Source organism: Micromonospora sp. NPDC050686, assembly GCF_040654475.1.
GTDB lineage: Bacteria > Actinomycetota > Actinomycetes > Mycobacteriales > Micromonosporaceae > Micromonospora.
Genome location: NZ_JBFAID010000033.1, coordinates 18891 through 36980 on the forward strand (window position 1 = coordinate 18891; position 18090 = coordinate 36980).

Sequence of the window (18090 nt, forward strand, 5' to 3'; positions counted from 1 at the left end):
TCGCGGATGTGTTTTAAGTGGGGGAAAGACAGAAATGATCCTCGTGGAACGCAGCGCCCATGTCGAGGCGCCGGTCGAAGTGGTGTGGGACGTCGTGCAGCGCGCCGAGCAGCTGCCGGCCTGGCTGGCCGGGGTCCGCGCGGCCGAGGTGCTCTCGGGGGAGGGCTTCGGTCGACGACAACGGGTGCAGGCCGGTCGCGGCGCGGCGCACGAAGCCGAGGTGATCGCCTACCAGGAGCCGACCCTGATCGGCTGGCGGGAGCGGGCCAAGGGCGCCGGCGCCCGGGCCGAGGCGCGCACCGAGATCTACGTCCAGCTCACCCCCGACGAGGAGGAGGGCGGGACGGTCGTGCGGCTGATCGTCGTACGTTGGCCGGCTGGCCCGGTCAAGGCCGCGCTGCTGCGGCTCGGTCTGCGTCGGGTCGGCGCCGACCTGGAGGACTCGCTGGCCCGGCTGACCGACCTGGCCGCCGTCGGCTGAGCGGGCCACGTCCTCCGGCGTCACCCGCGACAACGGTGGTCCGGCGTCCCCGCCAGGGGCACCGGACCACCGTTGACTGCACCGCGAGCATCTTCGGTGCAGGTGCCGCCTGCGGGCCGCTTCGGTGAAGATGCCGTCTTCGGGGCACGGGGTGGGTCGGGGTTCTGCCTTGGGCAGAGCAGGGGTGGGGCGGCGGTGGACCGCTCGTAGGCTGGGCCGATGACGCACCAGCTCGGCCCGCGGCTGCACCGGCTGCCGCTCGGCGGCTTCCAGGCGTACCTCTGGCTCGACGACGACGGCGCCACCCTGGTCGACACCGGTCCGGCCGGCTCCGGGCCGGCCATCGAGGCGGCCCTGCGCGGGCTCGGCCGCGCCCGCGCGGACGTGCGCCGGGTGGTGCTCACCCACTTCCACGACGACCACGCCGGGGCCGCCGCCGAGGTGGCCGCGTGGGGTGACGTGGAGGTCGTCGCGCACGCCGCGGACGCCCCGGTGCTGCGCGGCGAGCGGCCCGGCCCGCCGCCGGCCTTCACCGCCGCCGAGCGTGAGCTGCACGCCCGGGTCGCCGCCGGACTGCCGCCGGCACCGCCGGTACGGGTCGACCGGGAGGTGGTCGACGGCGACCTGCTCGACCTGGGTGGCGGCGCGGAGGTGGTGGGCACGCCCGGGCACACCGACGGCAGCATCGCGCTGCACCTGCCCCGGCACCGGGTGCTCTTCACCGGCGACGTCGCGGCCGAGTACGAGGGACAGGTGATCTTCGGCGTCTTCCACACCGACCGCGCCCGGGCGGCCGAGTCCTTCCGCCGCCTGGCCGGCCTCGACGCCGACCTGGCCTGCTTCGGCCACGGCGAGCCCGCCCTGACCGCTGCCCGCGACCGCCTCCGCGCCGCCCTGCCCACCCTCGCCCCCGCCTGACCACCCCCGTCCGCCCCCGCGCCCTGCCGAGATCGCGCACCTTCCGAGAGGTAGTGGCCCGGTGTGAGGTCGAGGCCGGCCACTACTTCCCGGATCGAGCGTGACCATGGACGTGGCCTGGCGCCGCCGGAGCTCGGGGACGACGAAGGGCCCGGCGCCGAAGCAGCCGGGCCCTTCGTCGGGGACGATCTAGCTGTCGCCGCCGGTCTCGCCGACCGGCGCGGCGTTGACGTCGTCCAGCGCGTACTTCTTGGCGGCCTCGGCCGGCACGTTCGCCGGCACCGCCTTGCGCAGGGCGAGCTGCCGCAGCGTCGCGACCACCACCGACTCGGCGTCCACATGGAAGTGGCGGCGCAGCGCGTGCCGGGTGTCGGACATGCCGAACCCGTCGGTGCCGAGCGAGGTGTAGTCGCCGGGTACCCAGCGGGCGATCAGGTCCGGCACCGCGCGCATCCAGTCGCTGACCGCGACCTTCGGCCCGTCCGCGTCGGCCAGCTTCTGCGCCACGTACGGCACCTGCGGCTCGCTGCCCGGGTTGAGCAGGTTGTGCTCCTCGCACACCACCGCGTCCCGGCGCAGCTCCGTCCAGGAGGTCACCGACCAGACGTCGGCGGCCACCCCCCAGTCCTGGGCGAGCAGCTGCTGCGCCTTGAGCGCCCACTGCATGCCCGTGCCGGACGCCAGGAGCTGCGCCTTCGGCGCGTCGCCGGCCAGCTTCGGGGCGGGCGAGTAGCGGTAGATGCCCTTGAGCAGGCCCTCCACGTCCACGTCGGCGGGCTCCGCCGGCTGGTGGATCGGCTCGTTGTAGACGGTGAGGTAGTAGAAGATGTTCTCCTGCCCCTCGCCGTACATCCGGTGCAGGCCGGCCTCCATGATGTGCGCCAGCTCGTACGCGAACGCCGCGTCGTAGGCGACCACCGCCGGGTTGGTGGCGGCGAGCAGCAGCGAGTGGCCGTCCTCGTGCTGGAGGCCCTCACCGTTGAGCGTGGTCCGCCCCGCGGTCGCGCCGAGCACGAAGCCCCGCGCCATCTGGTCGGCCGCCGCCCAGAAGCCGTCGCCGGTGCGCTGGAAGCCGAACATCGAGTAGAAGATGTACAGCGGGATCATCGGCTCGCCGTGGGTGGCGTACGAGGTGCCGGCCGCGGTGAACGAGGCCACCGAACCGGCCTCGTTGATCCCCTCGTGCAGGATCTGCCCGGTGGTCGACTCCTTGTACGACAGGAACAGGTCCCGGTCCACCGAGGTGTACCGCTGGCCGTGCGGGGAGTAGATCTTCTGGGTCGGGAAGAGCGAGTCCATCCCGAAGGTGCGGGCCTCGTCCGGGATGATCGGCACCCAGCGCTTGCCGAACTCCTTGTCCTTCAGCACGTCCTTGAGCAGCCGGACGAAGGCCATCGTGGTGGCCACCTTCTGCTTGCCCGAGCCGCGCTTGACGTCGGAGAACCGCTCGCTGCCCGGGATCCTCAGCACCTGGTGACTGGTGTTGCGCGACGGCAGGTAGCCGCCGAGCTGCTGCCGGCGCTCCTTCAGGTACGCCAGCTCCTCGGACTTCTCGTCCAGGCTGTAGTACGGCGGGAGGTACGGGTTCTCCTCCAGCTGCTTGTCCGGGATGTCCAGGTAGAGGCGGTCGCGGAAGAGCTTCAAATCCTCCAGCGTCAGCTTCTTCATCTGGTGGGTGGCGTTGCGGGCCTCGAAGTGCGAGCCCAGCGTCCAGCCCTTGATGGTCTTGGCGAGGATCACCGTCGGTTGGCCGGTGTGCTCCATCGCCGCCTTGTAGGCCGCGTAGAGCTTGCGGTAGTCGTGGCCACCCCGCTTGAGGTTCCAGATCTCGTCGTCGCTGAGCTGCTCGACCATCTTGCGGGTGCGCGGGTCCCGGCCGAAGAAGTGCTCCCGCACGTACGCCCCGGACTCCGCCTTGTAGGTCTGGTAGTCACCGTCGGGCGTGGTGTTCATCAGGTTGACCAGCGCGCCGTCGGTGTCCGCCGCGAGCAGCGGGTCCCACTCCCGGCCCCAGACGACCTTGATCACGTTCCAGCCGGCGCCCCGGAAGAACGCCTCCAGCTCCTGCATCACCTTGCCGTTGCCGCGGACCGGTCCGTCCAGGCGCTGCAGGTTGCAGTTGATCACGAAGGTGAGGTTGTCCAGCTCCTCGCGGGCGGCCACGCCGATCGCGCCGAGCGACTCGACCTCGTCCATCTCGCCGTCGCCCAGGAACGCCCAGACGTGCTGCTGGGAGGTGTCCTTGATGCCGCGGTGCTGCAGGTACCGGTTGAACCGGGCCTGGTAGATCGCGTTCAGCGGGCCGAGGCCCATGGACACCGTCGGGAACTCCCAGAAGTCCGGCATCAGCCGCGGGTGCGGGTACGACGGCAGCCCGCCACCCGGGTGGGAGAGCTCCTGGCGGAACCCGTCCAGCTGGTCGGCGCTGAGCCGCCCCTCCAGGAACGCCCGGGCGTACATACCGGGGGAGGCGTGCCCCTGGTAGAAGATGTGGTCGCCACCGCCCGGGTGGTCCTTGCCCCGGAAGAAGTGGTTGAAGCCCACCTCGTAGAGCGAGGCCGAGCTGGCGAAGGTGGAGATGTGCCCGCCCACGCCGATCTCGGGGCGCTGCGCCCGGTGCACCAGCATCGCGGCGTTCCACCGGATGTAGGCCCGCAGCCGCCGCTCGATGTGCTCGTCACCCGGGAACCAGGGCTCCCGCTCCGGCGGAATGGTGTTGATGTAGTCGGTGGTGGTCAGGGACGGCACCCCGACCTGGCGCTCACGGGCCCGCTCGAGCAGGCGCAGCATGACGTACCGGGCGCGCTTGGTTCCGCGCTCGTCGATGACACCGTCGAGCGACTCGACCCATTCGCCGGTCTCTTCGGGGTCGATGTCCGGAAGCTGGCTCGGTAGACCAGCGGTGATCACCGGGCGCTTGCGTTCCGTAGCCACAGGCGTTCCCTCGGTTGTGTGTGGGACAGGTCTCTAGCGCCATCCTGCCCTCTCATGGCACCTGGCGTCACCTCTCCCTCCCTCAGACGCGACGCTGAACACAGGTACCGGCCAGTAACCTCCGCCCGCTGGCGGTCCCGCCGGTCGGGGCGGCCTCGATTGCCGGGTCGGTGCGGCAGAATGCGGCGTATGCGTAGTGAGGTGATCACCGTCCGGACCGGGTCCCGGCCGACCGTCCGGGACATCACCAGCGAGGCCGAGCGGTTCGTCGCCGGCCAGGGCGACGGCCTGCTGCACGTCTTCGTGCCGCACGCCACCGCCGGCCTGGCGATCATCGAGACCGGCTCGGGCTCCGACGAGGACCTGCTGCGGGCGATCGACGACCTGCTGCCCACCGACGACCGGTGGCGGCACCGGCACGGCTCGCCGGGGCACGGGCGCGACCACGTGCTGCCCGCCTTCGTGCCGCCGTACGCCACCCTGCCGGTGCTCGGCGGCCGGCTCCAGCTCGGCACCTGGCAGTCGGTGTGCCTGGTCGACACCAACGGCGACAACCCGAGCCGCCAGGTCCGCCTCTCCTTCCTCCCGGCCTGACCGCTCGCCCTCGCCGGCCGGCCTCGCGGTCGGGCAGGCGTTAAGCGGGGGCCGCTGCTCTACCGGAGGCGTTAACCGGGGGTCCCTCCTTGCCCAGCAGGCGGCGGAGCTGGGCGGGGGTGTGGTCGAGGTGGGCGCGCAGGGTGCGGGTGAGGTGGGCCTGGTCGGTGAAGCCCAGCTCGGCGGCGAGGCCGGCGAGGCTGGTCGCGCCCTCCTCCAGCCGGTCCAGCACCCGGCCGACCCGCAGCCGGTTCCGGTACCGGGTCAGCGGCACCCCCACCAGCGCCTGGAACTCCCGACTCAGCCGGTACGGCGACACCGCCAGCGCGCGGGCCAGCGGGATCAGCCCGGCGGCGGCCGGATCCTCGTCGTGCAGCGCGGCCCGGGCTCGCTCGACCACCCGGCCGTCCCGCCCGCCGCCGGTCGGCCCGGTGGCCGCGCCGACTAGCCGGACCAGGCGTTCGGCGACCGCGTAGTCCGGGTCGCCGGCGGCGGCCGAGCGCAGCAGCAGCCGGTGCGCCAGGTCCAGCCGGGCGTCCACGTGCCGCACGGCCGGCGCCGGCCGGTCGGCGAAGAGGTCCCGCCACAGCCGGGCGGAGAGGTGCAGCGAGGTGCAGTCGTCACCGCCGGCCGGATGGGCGAACCGCTGCTCCTCGTCCGGCACAGTCAGGTAGGCCACCGTGCGGTCGACGAACTCCTCGCCGCCGCGCCCGCGCCGCCGGAACCCGCCCCGGCGGGTGAGCACCACGCCGTGCACCCGGCTCGGCTCCGGCGCCGACCAGCCGGCGTGGTCGTCGCGGCAGCGCACCGCGGCGATCCGGAAGTCGGGGTGCCGGGCCAGCGTCGTGACCGTCCGCATGCGGTCCAGCGTAGGCCGCCGGACCCGCCGGGCGGGCGCAAGGATCGACAAGACCGGCGACGGTACGCCCCGGCAGGGTGACGGCCATGACCGAGCCGAACCGCCGTACCGGCGCCCTGCTGGCCGTGCTGCTCACCGGCCAGGCGATGGCCTCCATGGACACCTCGATCGCGGCGGTCGCCGCGCCCGCCATCCGGGCCGACCTGGCCGGGCCGCCCGCCGTGCAGCAGTTGGTGCTGGCCGGCTACACGCTCACCTTCGCCGTGCTGGTGGTGGTCGGGGCGCGGCTGGGCGCCCGGCACGGGTACGCCCGGATCTTCCGGTTCGGCCTCGCCGGGTTCACCCTCGCCTCACTGGCCTGCGGGCTGGCCCCCGGGGCGGTGGCGCTGGTGCTGGCCCGGGCGGTGCAGGGCGCCTGCGGGGCGCTGATGGTGCCGCAGGTGCTGTCGATGATCCAGGCGTACCTGGGCGGCGCCGCCCGGGCGCGGGCGATCGGGGCGTACTCGATGGTCCTGGCCCTCGGTGTCGCGGCCGGGCAGGTCGCCGGCGGGCTGCTGGTCAGCCTCGACCTGGGCGGCCTGACCTGGCGGACGGCGTTCCTGGTGAACGTGCCGGTCGGGGTGGCGCTGCTGCTCGCGGGCCGGCGGGTCCTGGCCGGGCTGCCGGCCGCGCCGGGCCGGCGGCAGGGCCTGGACCTGCCCGGCGCGGTGCTGCTGGCGGCGGCCATGCTGACCCTGGTGCTGCCGCTGGTGCTCGGTCGGGACCTGGGCTGGCCGGGCTGGACGGCCCCGGCCGCGGTCGCCGCCGGGATCGCCGGGGGCGGCCTCTTCCTGCGGTACGCGGCGCGGCGGGCCGCCCGGGGCGGGGATCCGCTGCTCGACATCACCGTGCTGCGGTATCCGGGCGTGTGCGCCGGGCTGCTGGCCTGCTGCGTGGTGATGGGTTGCTACGCCGGCTTCCTCTTCGTGTTCACCCTCCGGTTGCAGGACGGGCTGGGCTTCAGCGCGCTCGCCGCCGGGCTGGCCTTCCTCCCGTACGCCGCGGGCTTCGCGCTGTGCGGCCTGGCGGTGCCGCGGCTGCCCGAGCGGGTGCGGGACCGGCTGCCGGTGGCCGGGCCGCCGGTCCTCGCGGCGGTGGTGGTGGCGGTGGCGGTGCTGGCCCGGGACGGGTGGCCCTGGCTGCCGGCCGGCGCCCTGCTGCTGGCCGGCGGGGCGGCGCACGCCGCCTCGTTCAGCCCGCTGGTCACCCGGCTGGCGGGGGCCGTGCCGGCGACCGCGGCGGCCGCGCTGTCTGCCCTGGTCTCCACCGGCACGCTGCTCGCGGCGGTGCTGGGAGTGACGGTGATCGGCGGGCTGCACCTGGCCCGGGTGCCGGCCGGCGTGCCGGCGGCGACCGCGCTCCTGCTGCTGGCGGGTGCCGGCTGTGCCCGGCTCGCCAACCGGGCGGCGCCGCCGCAGCCGGCGGTCGCCACGTCGCCGCCACCCCGCGCCCCGGCGGATGCATGAACTAGCCGATCATCGAAAATCTCCACTATTGGGGCGCCGCTACCATGTGGGGTATGGCGCCCACCGCTCCCCCCACCGGCCCCGTCGCGACGGACCGCTCGGCCCTGGCCGGGGAGACCGTGCGCCGGATCCTGCACATCGCCGCGGCCATCCGGCACCACCAGGACGAGGAGATCGGCGGGCTCGGCCTCACCCCGGCCGCCGCGCGCGCCCTGGGCGAGCTGGACCCGGACCGCCCGCTGCCCGCCCGGGACCTCGCCGAGCAGCTGCGCTGCGACCGGTCGAACGTCACCGCGCTGGTCGACAAGCTGGAGCAGGCCGGGCTGGTCGAGCGGCGGGTCGACCCGGCCGACCGGCGGCAGAAGACCCTGCTGGTCACCGAGGCCGGCCGGGCGGTGCGCGACCGGGTGCACCGGGTGATGTCGGACTCCCGACTGTTGGCCGGGCTGGGCACCGACGAGCTGGCCGCGCTGCGCGAGCTGGTCTGGAAGGTCTCCGACGGCGGGTGCCCGGAGTCCTGCGGCCCGGAGTGAGCCAGGTCGGGGTGATCGTGTCCGACTGGGCGACCCGGCCCTGATTCGGTAATGCTGTCCCACGTGACCACGCCGCAAGATCTCGACGACCGGCTCCGGGCGGCCCTGGCCGCGCTCGCCGCCGGCCCGGACCGGCGGGACCCGGGCGAGCCGGTCTCCGGCGCCGCGCCGCTGACCGGGCAGCAGCTGCTGGAACTCTTCGACGCCCAGGTCACCAGCCGCCAGTTGGACCTCGCCGGGCGCTGGCTGCGCAGCTTCGGCGAGGGCTTCTACACCATCGGCTCGGCCGGTCACGAGGGCAACGCGGCGGTGGCCGCCGCGCTGCGGCCCACCGATCCCGCGCTGCTGCACTACCGCTCCGGCGCGTTCTACTGCCTGCGCGCCGCCCAGGCGGCGGGCCGGTGGCCCTCGGCCGACCCGGCGGATGGGGCGTCGTCGGCGAGTCGCCCCGACGATCCCTCGGGACAGCGGGGTGAGGCCGGCCCCGCCGGGGACCGGGTCGACGCCGAGCCCTCCGCTCAGCCGGCCGACCTGCCCGGCGACGCACCGGACCACCCGACCGGCGGCGCGCCCGCCGAGCCGGCCGCTGCCTCGACCGGCGCCGCCTCGACCGCCGCCGCCTCGACCGCGGCCGAGCCGGCCGGCGCCGAGCCGGCCGTCGGGGCCGCCGACGAGCCGGCTCCGTCGGGGCCCGGGGAACCGCGGGTGGCGCCGCCCGCCGCCGGGATCGCCGTCGATGCCACCGGCGAGGCGGTGGTCGGAGCCGGGCCGCCGCCGGTCGCACCCCCTGGACCGGAGCCGCCCGGGGACGTGGCGGACGCGTACACCGAGGCGGCCCGGGACGTGCTGCGCGGCATCATCGCCTCGACCCGGGAGCCGATCGCCGGCGGACGGCACAAGGTCTTCGGCCGGGCCGACCTGGCGGTGGTCCCGATCACCTCCACCATCGCCTCGCACCTGCCCCGGGCCGTCGGGATGGGGCTGGCGCTGGAACGGCTGCGCCGGCTGGACGGCGCCGGGCGGCGCGACGGGGCGGAGGCCCCGGCCGGCCCCGGTGACGACGCGACCCGTCCGCCCTGGCCACCCGACGCGATCGTGGTCTGCTCGTTCGGGGACGCCTCGGTCAACCACGCCAGTGCCACCGCCGCGCTCAACACGGCCGGCTGGTACGACCACACCGGGCTGCGCATCCCGGTGCTCTTCGTGTGCGAGGACAACGGTCTCGGCATCAGCGTCCGGTCCCCGGAGGGCTGGGTGGCGACGGCGCTGCGGTCGAAGCCGGGGATCCGGTACTTCGCCGCGGACGGCACCGACCCGGTCGGCGCGTACGCGGCGGCGGCCGAGGCGGCGGCCTGGGTGCGCCGGCACCGGCGACCGGCGGTGCTGCACCTGAGCACGGTACGGCTGATGGGGCACGCCGGGGCCGACGTGGAGAGCGCGTACCGCAGCGCCGACGAGATCGCCGCGGACCTGGCCCGCGACCCGCTGCTCGCCACCGCGCGGCTGCTGGTCACCGCCGGGGTCGCCACCGGCGAGGAGCTGCTGGGCCGGTACGACGCGCGGGGCTGGCAGGTGCGCCGGATCGCCGAGGAGGTGCTCGGCGAGCCGAAGCTGGCCGGCGCCGCGGAGGTGGTCGCCCCGCTGGCGCCCCGCCGGCCGGTGCGGGTGTCCCGCGCGGTGGCCGACGCGGCGGCCCGGGCCGCCGGTCCGCACGCCGCCGCGCGCGCCGAGGCGTTCGGGGGCAAGCCGCCCGAGCTGGCCGGCCCGCTCACCCTGGCGCAGAGCATCAACGCCGCGCTCGCCGACGCCATGCTCGACCACCCCCGGCTGGCCGTCTTCGGCGAGGACGTGGCAGCCAAGGGCGGGGTGTACGGGGTGACGAAGGGGCTGCGGGACCGGTTCGGGCCGGCCCGGGTCTTCGACACGCTGCTCGACGAGACGTCGATCCTCGGGCTCGGGCTGGGCGCCGGGCTGGCCGGGCTGCTGCCGGTGCCGGAGATCCAGTACCTGGCGTACCTGCACAACGCCGAGGACCAGCTGCGCGGCGAGGCGGCCAGCATGCAGTTCTTCTCGCAGGGCGCGTTCCGCAACCCGATGGTGGTGCGGGTGGCCGGGCTGGCGTACCAGGAGGGGTTCGGCGGGCACTTCCACAACGACAACTCGGTGGCCGTACTCCGGGACGTGCCCGGCCTGGTGATCGCGGTGCCGGCGCGGCCGGACGACGCCGCGCCGCTGCTTCGGACCTGCCTGGCCAGCGCGGCGGTGGACGGCAGCGTCTGCGTCTTCCTGGAGCCGATCGCGCTCTACCACACCCGCGACCTGTACACGGCCGGCGACGAGGAGTGGCTCGCCGGGTACGCCGAACCGGGCGCCTGGGCGAGCGGGCACGTGCCGGTCGGCCGGGCCCGGGTGTACGGGGTCGGTTCGGCCGAGGACGTCACCGTCATCACCTTCGGTAACGGGGTGCCGATGTCGCTGCGGGCGGCGGCCACCCTCGCCGACGAGGGGGTGGGCAGCCGGGTGGTGGACCTGCGCTGGCTCGCCCCGCTGCCGGTGGCGGACGTCATCCGGGAGGCCACCGCGACCGGCCGGGTGCTGGTGGTGGACGAGACGCGGCGCTCCGGCGGGGTCGGCGAGGGGATCATCGCGGCCCTGGTGGACGCCGGATATGTCGGCGCCGTACGCAGAGTGGCCGCAGTTGACTCGTTTGTACCATTAGGTCCGGCGGCGCGTCAGGTTCTGGTCTCCGAGGAGGCCATTACCCAGGGTGCCCGTACGCTGCTGGCACGGTAAATTCCGTTCCACCCGGTGCGCCACTTGCGCGGGGCGGGTTTGGTGTGTGGACTTTGCCTGACGGCGTCGTGGCGACGTCGCGAGCAGGGACGAGATGAGGAGGCACGCGACAGTGAGCGCGACCGCTGGTCAGGCCGCCGACGGGGTACGCAGCCTGGCGGACCGGTTCGGGATCGAGCCGGGGATGGTCGTCATGGAGATGGGGTACGACGACGACGTCGACCAGGATCTCCGCGACGCCCTGACCGACCGCTGTGGAGAACTGGTCGACGAGGACACCGACGAGGTGGTCGACGCGGTGCTGGTGTGGTACCGGGATGGCGACGGTGACCTGTTCGAGGTGCTTGTCGACGCCCTCGGCCCGCTGGCCGACGCCGGTGTGGTGTGGCTCCTGACGCCCAAGGCCGGGCGGGACGGGCACGTCGAGCCGAGCGAGATCGCCGAGTCCGGGCAGACCGCCGGCCTGCAGCAGACCTCCACCGTCAACGCCGGTCGGGACTGGAGCGCTGCCCGGCTCGTGCTGCGTCGGGGCTCCAAGGGCCGTAAGTGACGCGGCGGGTCCACCCCGGTCCCGCCGGGCCGGGTGTGGCAGGCTGAACCCACCCCAGACGTGACCCGAGGAGTTCCCGTATGCCCATCGAGGTTGGCGCCGAGGCGCCGGACTTTGTGCTGAAGGACCAGAACAACCAGGAGGTACGGCTCTCCGACTACCGGGGCAGGCGCACCGTGCTGCTGGTCTTCTACCCGCTGGCGTTCACCGGCATCTGCCAGGGCGAGCTGTGCGAGGTGCGGGACAACCTCAACGAGTACGTCAACGACGCGGTCCAGGTGCTGACGGTCAGCGTGGACTCGGTCTACGCCCACAAGATCTGGGCCGACCGGGAGGGCTACCAGTTCCCGCTGCTGGCCGACTTCTGGCCGCACGGCGCGGTCGCCCAGGCGTACGGCGTCTTCAACGACGTCGCCGGCATCGCCAACCGGGGCACCTTCGTCATCGACAAGGCCGGCGTGGTGCGGTTCGCCGAGATGAACATGCCGGGCGAGGCGCGGGACCAGGAGGGCTGGCGCAAGGCTCTCGCCGAGACCGCCGCCGCCTGACCGACACCGGCACACGGTTCGACCGGCCGGAGGGCGGCAGGTAAGCTTGCCACCCTCCGGCCCGCCGTACGGGCGTTCCGGGCGCGTAGCTCAGTGGGAGAGCACTCGCCTTACAAGCGAGGGGTCGCAGGTTCGAAACCTGCCGCGCCCACCACCAACCACCCGCGGAAACCGCCCCGAGACGATCAGTTGGCGGGCTTGCCGAACCAGCGGGAGAGGTGGTCGTCCAGGTCCGGCTGATCGTCGCCGATCCAGGCGACGTGGCCGTCGGGGCGGAGCAGGACGCCCGGAACATCCAGTACGGCAGTGGGATCCGCGAGGTAATCGACCCGGTCCGACCAGCCGCCGACGGTCAGCCGTTCGGTGCGGTCCAGCAGCAGGCCGCGGCCGCGATGCAGCAGACCGTAGAGATGGCCCTGTTTCACGTCGATGTCGCGCAGGCGGCGGCCGAGCAGGTCGGGGCCCGCGCCGAAGTCGTAGCGGATGCCGATCCCGGTGATCTTCTCCAGCAGGTGGCGGTTCACCTCGTCGAAGTCCATCAGCTCGGTGAGCAGCCTGCGTACGGCCTGCGGGCCCGGTCCGGTGGACAGCAGTTCCATCTGGGCGCGGGTGTTGTCCAGCACGTCCTCGGCGACCGGCTGACGTTCGGCCTGGTAGGTGTCCAGCAGTGTTCCCGGCGCCCAGCCGCGGACCTGTGCGGCCAACTTCCAGCCGAGGTTGAATGCGTCCTGAACGCCCAGGTTGAGGCCCTGTCCGCCGATGGGGGGATGGATGTGTGCCGCATCGCCGGCCAGCAGCACCCGCCCGACCCGATAACGGTCGGCCAGCCGGGTGGCATCCCCGAAGCGGGACAACCAGCGCGGGGAGTGCACGCCGAAATCGGTTCCGGCGATGGTGCGCAACTGTTGTCTGAAATCCTCGAGAGTGGGCGGGACCGCGCGATCGCTGACTCCCGCGGTGGGGACTACGACGCGATAGACCCCAACGCCTGCGGGCCCGAGGCTGAACCGCTTGTCGGTCTCGCGCATCTCGGCCACCTTGGCGGCGATCTCCTCCGGCGGCACACCCACTTCCATCTCGCCCATCAGCGTCTCGGTCCGCGAGGGCTCGCCAGGGAAACCGACGCCGAGCAGTTTGCGCACCGTACTGCGCCCGCCGTCACAGCCGACGAGATAGCGCGCACGCAGCTGTTCCCCGTCGGCCAGCTCGACGGTCACACCGTCGTCGTCCTGCTCGAGATCGGCCACCGCACAACCGTGCCGGACCTGCGCACCCAGTTCGATCGCATGTTCTTCGAGCAGATGGACGATCACCGGCTGCGGGATGCCCAGCAGATAGGCGTACGCGGAATCCAGGCCCTCGGGCGCCGGTTTGTTGATGGCGGCGAAGAAGCCGGCGGCCGGACGCTGCCTTCCGCGTTCGAGAATGCGCTCCAGCAGCCCGCGCATTGCCATCAGCTCGATACTGCGAATATGCAGACCGACTATGCGGACGAACGACACGGGCTCGGTTTCCTTCTCCAGGACGAGTACCCGCACATCGTGCAGCCGCAGTTCGGCGGCCAGCATGGCACCAGTCGGCCCACACCCGGCAATGATCACGTCGAACATGAGGGGCGCGCGATCGGTGCCGGAGGCGGGCGATGGGAGCCCGGGGACGTCGACCACGGTGGAGTCGCGCTCGGCCGTGTCGGTCGACGACGGCGCGGCGGTGAACTGCGGAGAGTGCATAGGTGTTGCCTTTCGGGAGTGCCGTGTTGGCGAGGCGCTCCCGGCGACACCTACGTCAATCGCCCGACCGTGACGGGAAGGGGGAGCACCCACATCGATACAGCGTTCATGGGTCTCACCTCCTCGGTCGGTGTCACGGGCAACCGCAAGCTACAAGCCCGGCAGCATCCCGTCCAACCCTTTCAGCCACATGATCACGACTCGGTGGTGCACAGCTACGGCCACGCCGGCAACGGCGTCATGCTGTCATGGGGCTGCGCCCGCGACGCGGCGGCGCTGGCGCTGGGTGGACAGACCGGCGGATCCGACCGGTCTGACGAGTGAGGGGAGCAGCCGGCATGCCGACCGAGCCAAAGCCGGGCCTCGCGCCCGAGGACGAGCGCGTCCGCCACCGCGGTGAACCGGTGGCGCTGACGGTCGACGGGCAGGAGTTCCGCGTACGCCTCCGGGAGGGCGAGCCCCGCACGTACGACTTCGACTGGCTCAGCGGGCCGCACGAGTACGGCTTCGCACTCTCCGGTCCGCGCGACCGGGCGCTGAGCCGAGCCGAGATGGCGCAGGCCGCCCGCGACTTCCTCGCCCAGATCGACCCCGCCACCGGATACCTGGCGGACTAACCGACCTCGTCCGCGATGACCCGGCGCGTCTCGCGCCGCGCCATCAGCGTGGAGACCAGGAAGGTCGCCGACAGCACGCCCACCGCCCAGCCGATCCGGTCGACGCGACGCGCGGTGCAGGACCGGTACGCCTGTTCCCAGTAGAGCCGTCCCTCCGACAGGTTGCCGTGGCGGGCCCACCGTCCGAGGTCCATGTGCAGGGCGTTGCCGCAGCTCGCGTAGTCCTCGTGGTCGCCCGGTCCGATCCGGATCGGCAGGAGCAGCAGCAACGTGACCACCACCGTGCCGAGCAGCACGACGAGCGGTGGGCGCAGCCAGCCGAGGCGGCTCGGCGGGTCGTCGCGGGGGCTGGTCGTCACGTGGCGATGGTAGAGCGCCGGCCCTCAGGCCGTGGGCCCGCGCGTCCGCCCCGGCGGGCTCCGTACTCTTCCTCGCGCCGCCGTCCGGTGCCTCCGATCATGCCGGCCCCGAGGCCCCCGGACCGGCCTCCCGGCGGGCGGCGCGGGCGCGGAAGGTGTCCGCCCCGTCGCCGGTCAGCTCGGGCAGCACGACCGGCCGGCCGGTGAGGGCCATCATCAGGGCCTCCGCGCTGCCGCGTACCTCCGGGCCGTCGCCCCGGGCCCACTCCAGGTCGGTGGCCGCGAACCGCAACCCCCGTCGCGGCCGGCGCGGACCGAACGCGACGGACCGGCGGCTGACCAGGAAGTCCAGCGAGACGCGGGCGTGCGCCGGGTCGAGCTGGTGGGGCAGGCCGAGCGGACGGCGTACGTCCTGACCGTGCACCTGAAGGTCGGTGAGCTGGCCGTACAGGCCGACCACCGGTGGCACGAACGGGTTGCGTTCGTTGCGCCGCAGCTCGGCCGCCAGCTCGGCGGCCGGCCGGCGGGCGATCATCCGGGCCAGCTCGGCGTTGGCCCGGTGCAGGCTGAAGCGGCTGCGCAGGATCAGCGGCAGGAACCAGCGGGGTGGGGTGGCGAACGGGGCGATCAGGTGGGCGGCCACCTCCTTGACCGTCCACGCGCCGCACAGGCTGGGGGTGTTCAGCTGCGCCGGGGTCAGCGAGTCGATCAGGTCGGCGAACCCGCGGCGTTCCGCCGCCACCATGTCGAGGAGAGCCACCCCGCCGACGCTACCCACGATGGTCCGCGCCCGCTGCCCCCGGCGCACCGCGACGGCCGGTGTTGAGCGAGGCCCCCGCCTGTACGAAAAGCGTTAACCGGGGGCCCGCCTTGCCGGAGGATCGGGTGGTGGGCTACGCGGAGGTGAACGGGGTACGCCTCTGGTACGAGGTGCACGGCGCCGGCCGCCCGCTGGTGCTGCTGCACGGGGGTTACGGCGCCGTGGAGACCTTCGCGCCGATCCTGCCCGCCCTGGCCGCCCGGCGCCGGGTGGTCGCCGTCGACCTCCAGGGGCACGGCCGCACCGCCGACGTGGACCGGCCGCTGCGGTACGAGGCGCTGGCCGACGACGTCGCCGCGCTGATCCGGCACCTCGGCCTGGTCGAGCCGGACCTGATGGGCTATTCGCTGGGCGGGGCGGTGGCGCTGCGTACCGCGATCCGGCATCCGGGGCTGCCGCGCCGGCTGGTGGTGGTCTCGGCCCCCTGCCGCCGCGCCGGCTGGTATCCGGAGGTGCTGGCCGCGATGGCCGGGCACGACGAGCGGACCGCCGAACGGATGCGGGGCACCCCGGCGCACCAGCTCTACGAGCGGGTGGCGCCCCGGCCGGGGGACTGGCCGGCGCTGTGGGCCAAGAGCGGCGAGCTGCTGCGCCACGACTACGACTGGTCCGCCGAGGTGGCCGCGTTGGCACTGCCGGTGCTGCTGGTCTTCGCCGACGCGGACTCCGTGCCCGTGAGCCACGTGGCGGAGTTCTTCGGGCTGCTCGGCGGCGGACACCGGGACGCCGGGTGGGACGGTGCGGGCCGCCCCTCGGCCCGGCTCGCGGTGCTGCCCGGCCACACCCACTACGACGTCCCGGGCTCGCCGGCCCTGCCGGCCGCGGTGCTCCCGTTCCTCACCCACACGGTCCGCGAGCCGAGCTGACCGGTCGGGAGGCGTCACCCCCCGTACGCCCGCCGGCGACGCCACCGCGCAACGCCCCACACCGCCAGCCCGGCCACGCCGGCCAACCCGGCCCCGAGCCAGAACCGGGGGCCCAGCCCGGCCGGCGGGTCGGCCTCGCGGACCCGGCCGGCGCGCACCACGTCGTCGGCGACGTCCACGGCGACCACCTCGTCGGGGGCGGTGAGCAGGGTCCGCGCGGTGGCGGCACCCGGTTCCAGGGCCAGTACGCGGACCGTGCCGACGTTGCCGTACGCGCTGCGCTGATCCATCTCCAGTGGCCCGTCGAACCGGGCCGGCGCGTTCGGGTGCGGCAGGTAACTGACCACCATCGCCGCGCCGGCGTCCGTCCAGCCGAGCAGCCGGATCGCGGTCACCCCCGACACCCAGGGCAGTCGTGCCGCGCCCGCCTCCCCGCCGGTGGCCGGGTCGATCATCCGGACCTCCCGCCCGTTGGCCGGGTCGACGTGGCGCAGCCGCCAGGTGTAGCCCTGCCGCACCGCCAGGGTCAACCACCGGCCGTCGGGCGTCCAGGCGCCCTTGCCGGCCAGCCAGGTCGACGGGGGAAGGGTGAAGGAGGAGACCTCCCGGCCGTCGAGGTCGGACACCCGTACCGTGGCCCCGGTCGGGTCGGCGGGGCGCCGGCCGTCGGCGGAGTCCAGCGGCGCCGGGCGGTCCACCTCGTAGGCGAGCCGGCGGCCGTCGGGCGCGAACGCGACTGTCCGGCCGAAACCACCGCTGTGCGGGCCGACCGCCAGCTCGACCCGGGGCCCGCCGCCCAGCGGGAGCAGGCTGAGCACCGAGCGGTAGTCGGTCCGCTGCTCGTCGATCGCCACGGTGTCCCGGACCACGAGCCGGCGGCCGTCCGGCGACCAGGCCACCGGCGTGCTGGTGACGCTGCCGGCCACCCCGGTGGCGAGGTCGCGGGTCCGGCCGGTGACCAGGTCGATCACCGTCACCCGGGGCTCGCCGGAGCTGCCGGAACCGTGCGCCACCCGGCGTCCGTCGGCGGAGAGGACGACGTCCTCGCCGGTGCGCGCCTCGTATCCGACGGTGAAGGTCCGGTACCGGTCCGAGTCGGCGCCGACGGCCACCACCCGGCTGCCCTCCTCCCGCCAGACCAGGCCGGGCGCCTGGCCGCTGAAGATGACCGAGGCCGGGCCGAGCCGGGGCCGGTCGGTGGCGTGCAGCTCGCCGAAGGCCGGCGAGCTGACCCGGTCCGGCAGCGCCCCGCCGGCGCCCGTGGCGGCGGCGGTCGTCGGCGCGCCACCGGCCCGCAGCCCCACCGGCACCAGCGCGACCAGGGCCAGGGCGGCGAGGGCGGCGGCCACCGACCGGCGCCGGGTCCGCCGCGCCGTCGCGACCGCCCGGTCGTGCACGTCGTACGCGGGCACGGCCTCGGCGGTCTCCCGTAGCGCGTCGCGCAGCCGGGCGGTCATCGGACGCTCCTCTCCGCCGGCCGGTCCACCAGCTCGGGGGCGATGGCCCGCAGCCGGCGTACCGCGTCGTGGCCGTGCCGCTTGACGGTGCCGATCGAGCAGCCGAGCACCTCGGCGACCTGCGCCTCGGTGAGATCCTCGTAGTAGCGCAACACCAGCACCGCCCGCTGCCGCGGGGTGAGCCGGCGCAGCGCGGCGTCCAGGGTCAGCCGCAGGGCGGTGGCGTCGCTGTGGTCGTCCCGGGGCCGCTCGGTCGGCACCGCCTCCAGCCGTTCGGCGACCCGGCGCCGCCGCCACCAGGACACCTGCTGGTGGTACATGGCCCGGCGCACGTACGCCTCGGGGTCGCCGCCGTGGATCCGCCGCCAGTGCCGGTAGGTGCGGGCCAGCGCGCTCTGCAGCAGGTCCTCGGCGAGCTGGTGGTCGCCGGTCAGCAGGTACGCGGTGCGGGACAGGGCGGGCGACCGCTGCACCACGAACTCGTGGAACGACTCCGACATGCCCACCCCCTCGCCTGCTATGAACG

18 protein-coding genes, 1 tRNA gene and 1 pseudogene are annotated in these 18090 nt (G+C 74.2%); 13 read left to right on the forward strand and 7 right to left on the reverse strand.

Annotated features, from left to right (window positions below):
* The first annotated feature begins 34 nt into the window (after window positions 1–34).
* Together AB0H57_RS20620 and AB0H57_RS20625 are read left to right on the forward strand one after the other, a co-directional pair.
* Complete coding sequence (locus AB0H57_RS20620; protein WP_357508708.1) at window positions 35–481, forward strand: SRPBCC family protein; 447 nt, start codon at window positions 35–37, stop codon at window positions 479–481.
* Between the two features lie 219 nt (window positions 482–700).
* Window positions 701–1399 carry an MBL fold metallo-hydrolase gene (locus AB0H57_RS20625; protein WP_357508710.1) on the forward strand — a complete coding sequence of 233 codons (699 nt, stop codon included), beginning with the start codon at window positions 701–703 and terminating at the stop codon, window positions 1397–1399.
* A gap of 189 nt (window positions 1400–1588) precedes the next feature.
* Here AB0H57_RS20625 and aceE read toward each other — a convergent pair whose 3' ends face one another.
* Window positions 1589–4333 (reverse strand): pyruvate dehydrogenase (acetyl-transferring), homodimeric type, encoded by a 2745-nt coding sequence (gene aceE, locus AB0H57_RS20630; protein WP_357508711.1) that lies wholly within the window; start codon window positions 4331–4333, stop codon window positions 1589–1591.
* A gap of 189 nt (window positions 4334–4522) precedes the next feature.
* Here aceE and AB0H57_RS20635 point away from each other — a divergent pair, with 189 nt between their 5' ends.
* A complete protein-coding gene (locus AB0H57_RS20635; protein ID WP_357508713.1) occupies window positions 4523–4927 on the forward strand; it encodes a secondary thiamine-phosphate synthase enzyme YjbQ in 405 nt (134 codons plus the stop codon).
* A 40-nt stretch (window positions 4928–4967) separates the two neighbouring features.
* On the opposite strand, the gene AB0H57_RS20640 is transcribed toward AB0H57_RS20635, so the two are convergent.
* Window positions 4968–5786, reverse strand: coding sequence for an AraC family transcriptional regulator (locus AB0H57_RS20640; RefSeq protein WP_357508715.1), 819 nt, complete (start codon window positions 5784–5786; stop codon window positions 4968–4970).
* A gap of 86 nt (window positions 5787–5872) precedes the next feature.
* Between AB0H57_RS20640 and AB0H57_RS20645 the strand changes: the two genes are divergently transcribed.
* From AB0H57_RS20645 to AB0H57_RS20675, 7 genes and pseudogenes are all read left to right on the forward strand, one after another.
* Window positions 5873–7291, forward strand: a complete 1419-nt coding sequence (locus AB0H57_RS20645) for an MFS transporter (protein ID WP_357508717.1) — start codon at window positions 5873–5875, stop codon at window positions 7289–7291.
* Between the two features lie 53 nt (window positions 7292–7344).
* Window positions 7345–7824 (forward strand): MarR family winged helix-turn-helix transcriptional regulator, encoded by a 480-nt coding sequence (locus AB0H57_RS20650; RefSeq protein WP_357508719.1) that lies wholly within the window; start codon window positions 7345–7347, stop codon window positions 7822–7824.
* A gap of 51 nt (window positions 7825–7875) precedes the next feature.
* Window positions 7876–8226: pseudogene (locus AB0H57_RS20655) on the forward strand (transketolase); the annotation flags it as partial.
* Window positions 8200–10617 carry a thiamine pyrophosphate-dependent enzyme gene (locus tag AB0H57_RS20660; protein WP_357508807.1) on the forward strand — a complete coding sequence of 806 codons (2418 nt, stop codon included), beginning with the start codon at window positions 8200–8202 and terminating at the stop codon, window positions 10615–10617. The pseudogene AB0H57_RS20655 and the gene AB0H57_RS20660, both read left to right, overlap by 27 nt.
* Before the next feature lie 112 nt (window positions 10618–10729).
* Window positions 10730–11167 (forward strand): DUF3052 domain-containing protein, encoded by a 438-nt coding sequence (locus AB0H57_RS20665; RefSeq protein WP_357508721.1) that lies wholly within the window; start codon window positions 10730–10732, stop codon window positions 11165–11167.
* Between the two features lie 80 nt (window positions 11168–11247).
* Complete coding sequence (locus tag AB0H57_RS20670; protein ID WP_357508723.1) at window positions 11248–11715, forward strand: peroxiredoxin; 468 nt, start codon at window positions 11248–11250, stop codon at window positions 11713–11715.
* 79 nt (window positions 11716–11794) lie between these two features.
* Window positions 11795–11869 (forward strand) — tRNA-Val (locus AB0H57_RS20675).
* A 31-nt stretch (window positions 11870–11900) separates the two neighbouring features.
* Here AB0H57_RS20675 and rox read toward each other — a convergent pair.
* Window positions 11901–13325, reverse strand: a complete 1425-nt coding sequence (gene rox / locus AB0H57_RS20680; protein WP_357508809.1) for a rifampin monooxygenase — start codon at window positions 13323–13325, stop codon at window positions 11901–11903.
* Window positions 13326–13553: 228 nt separating this feature from the next.
* Between rox and AB0H57_RS20685 the strand changes: the two genes are divergently transcribed.
* Both AB0H57_RS20685 and AB0H57_RS20690 read left to right on the forward strand, forming a co-directional pair.
* A complete protein-coding gene (locus AB0H57_RS20685; protein WP_357508725.1) occupies window positions 13554–13769 on the forward strand; it encodes an FAD-dependent oxidoreductase in 216 nt (71 codons plus the stop codon).
* Between the two features lie 14 nt (window positions 13770–13783).
* Window positions 13784–14062, forward strand: a complete 279-nt coding sequence (locus AB0H57_RS20690; RefSeq protein ID WP_357508727.1) for a hypothetical protein — start codon at window positions 13784–13786, stop codon at window positions 14060–14062.
* Here AB0H57_RS20690 and AB0H57_RS20695 read toward each other — a convergent pair.
* Both AB0H57_RS20695 and AB0H57_RS20700 read right to left on the reverse strand, forming a co-directional pair.
* The gene (locus tag AB0H57_RS20695; protein ID WP_357508729.1) at window positions 14059–14421 is read right to left on the reverse strand and encodes a hypothetical protein; all 363 of its coding nucleotides are present in this window, start codon (window positions 14419–14421) and stop codon (window positions 14059–14061) included. The genes AB0H57_RS20690 and AB0H57_RS20695 overlap by 4 nt on opposite strands.
* A gap of 97 nt (window positions 14422–14518) precedes the next feature.
* Complete coding sequence (locus AB0H57_RS20700) at window positions 14519–15181, reverse strand: maleylpyruvate isomerase family mycothiol-dependent enzyme (RefSeq protein ID WP_357508731.1); 663 nt, start codon at window positions 15179–15181, stop codon at window positions 14519–14521.
* Window positions 15182–15309: 128 nt separating this feature from the next.
* On the opposite strand from AB0H57_RS20700, the gene AB0H57_RS20705 reads away from it, so the two are divergent.
* Window positions 15310–16107, forward strand: coding sequence for an alpha/beta fold hydrolase (locus AB0H57_RS20705; protein WP_357508733.1), 798 nt, complete (start codon window positions 15310–15312; stop codon window positions 16105–16107).
* A gap of 14 nt (window positions 16108–16121) precedes the next feature.
* Here the strand turns inward: AB0H57_RS20705 and AB0H57_RS20710 are convergent, their stop codons facing one another.
* Both AB0H57_RS20710 and AB0H57_RS20715 read right to left on the reverse strand, forming a co-directional pair.
* Window positions 16122–17564, reverse strand: coding sequence for a hypothetical protein (locus AB0H57_RS20710; RefSeq protein ID WP_357508735.1), 1443 nt, complete (start codon window positions 17562–17564; stop codon window positions 16122–16124).
* Window positions 17561–18064: a SigE family RNA polymerase sigma factor gene (locus AB0H57_RS20715; protein WP_357508737.1), complete on the reverse strand. Its 504-nt coding sequence runs from the start codon at window positions 18062–18064 to the stop codon at window positions 17561–17563. The genes AB0H57_RS20710 and AB0H57_RS20715 overlap by 4 nt, the downstream gene beginning before the upstream one ends.
* Window positions 18065–18090 lie beyond the last annotated feature (26 nt).

Coding starts and splice junctions, on each gene's coding strand:
- AB0H57_RS20640 (WP_357508715.1), bottom strand. CDS start 5,786: ATGCGGACGGTCACGACGCTGGCCCGGCACCCCGACTTCCGGATCGCC.
- AB0H57_RS20635 (WP_357508713.1), top strand. CDS start 4,523: ATGCGTAGTGAGGTGATCACCGTCCGGACCGGGTCCCGGCCGACCGTC.
- AB0H57_RS20685 (WP_357508725.1), top strand. CDS start 13,554: ATGGGTCTCACCTCCTCGGTCGGTGTCACGGGCAACCGCAAGCTACAA.
- AB0H57_RS20670 (WP_357508723.1), top strand. CDS start 11,248: ATGCCCATCGAGGTTGGCGCCGAGGCGCCGGACTTTGTGCTGAAGGAC.
- AB0H57_RS20625 (WP_357508710.1), top strand. CDS start 701: ATGACGCACCAGCTCGGCCCGCGGCTGCACCGGCTGCCGCTCGGCGGC.
- AB0H57_RS20710 (WP_357508735.1), bottom strand. CDS start 17,564: ATGACCGCCCGGCTGCGCGACGCGCTACGGGAGACCGCCGAGGCCGTG.
- rox (WP_357508809.1), bottom strand. CDS start 13,325: ATGTTCGACGTGATCATTGCCGGGTGTGGGCCGACTGGTGCCATGCTG.
- AB0H57_RS20620 (WP_357508708.1), top strand. CDS start 35: ATGATCCTCGTGGAACGCAGCGCCCATGTCGAGGCGCCGGTCGAAGTG.
- AB0H57_RS20645 (WP_357508717.1), top strand. CDS start 5,873: ATGACCGAGCCGAACCGCCGTACCGGCGCCCTGCTGGCCGTGCTGCTC.
- AB0H57_RS20650 (WP_357508719.1), top strand. CDS start 7,345: ATGGCGCCCACCGCTCCCCCCACCGGCCCCGTCGCGACGGACCGCTCG.
- AB0H57_RS20690 (WP_357508727.1), top strand. CDS start 13,784: ATGCCGACCGAGCCAAAGCCGGGCCTCGCGCCCGAGGACGAGCGCGTC.
- AB0H57_RS20715 (WP_357508737.1), bottom strand. CDS start 18,064: ATGTCGGAGTCGTTCCACGAGTTCGTGGTGCAGCGGTCGCCCGCCCTG.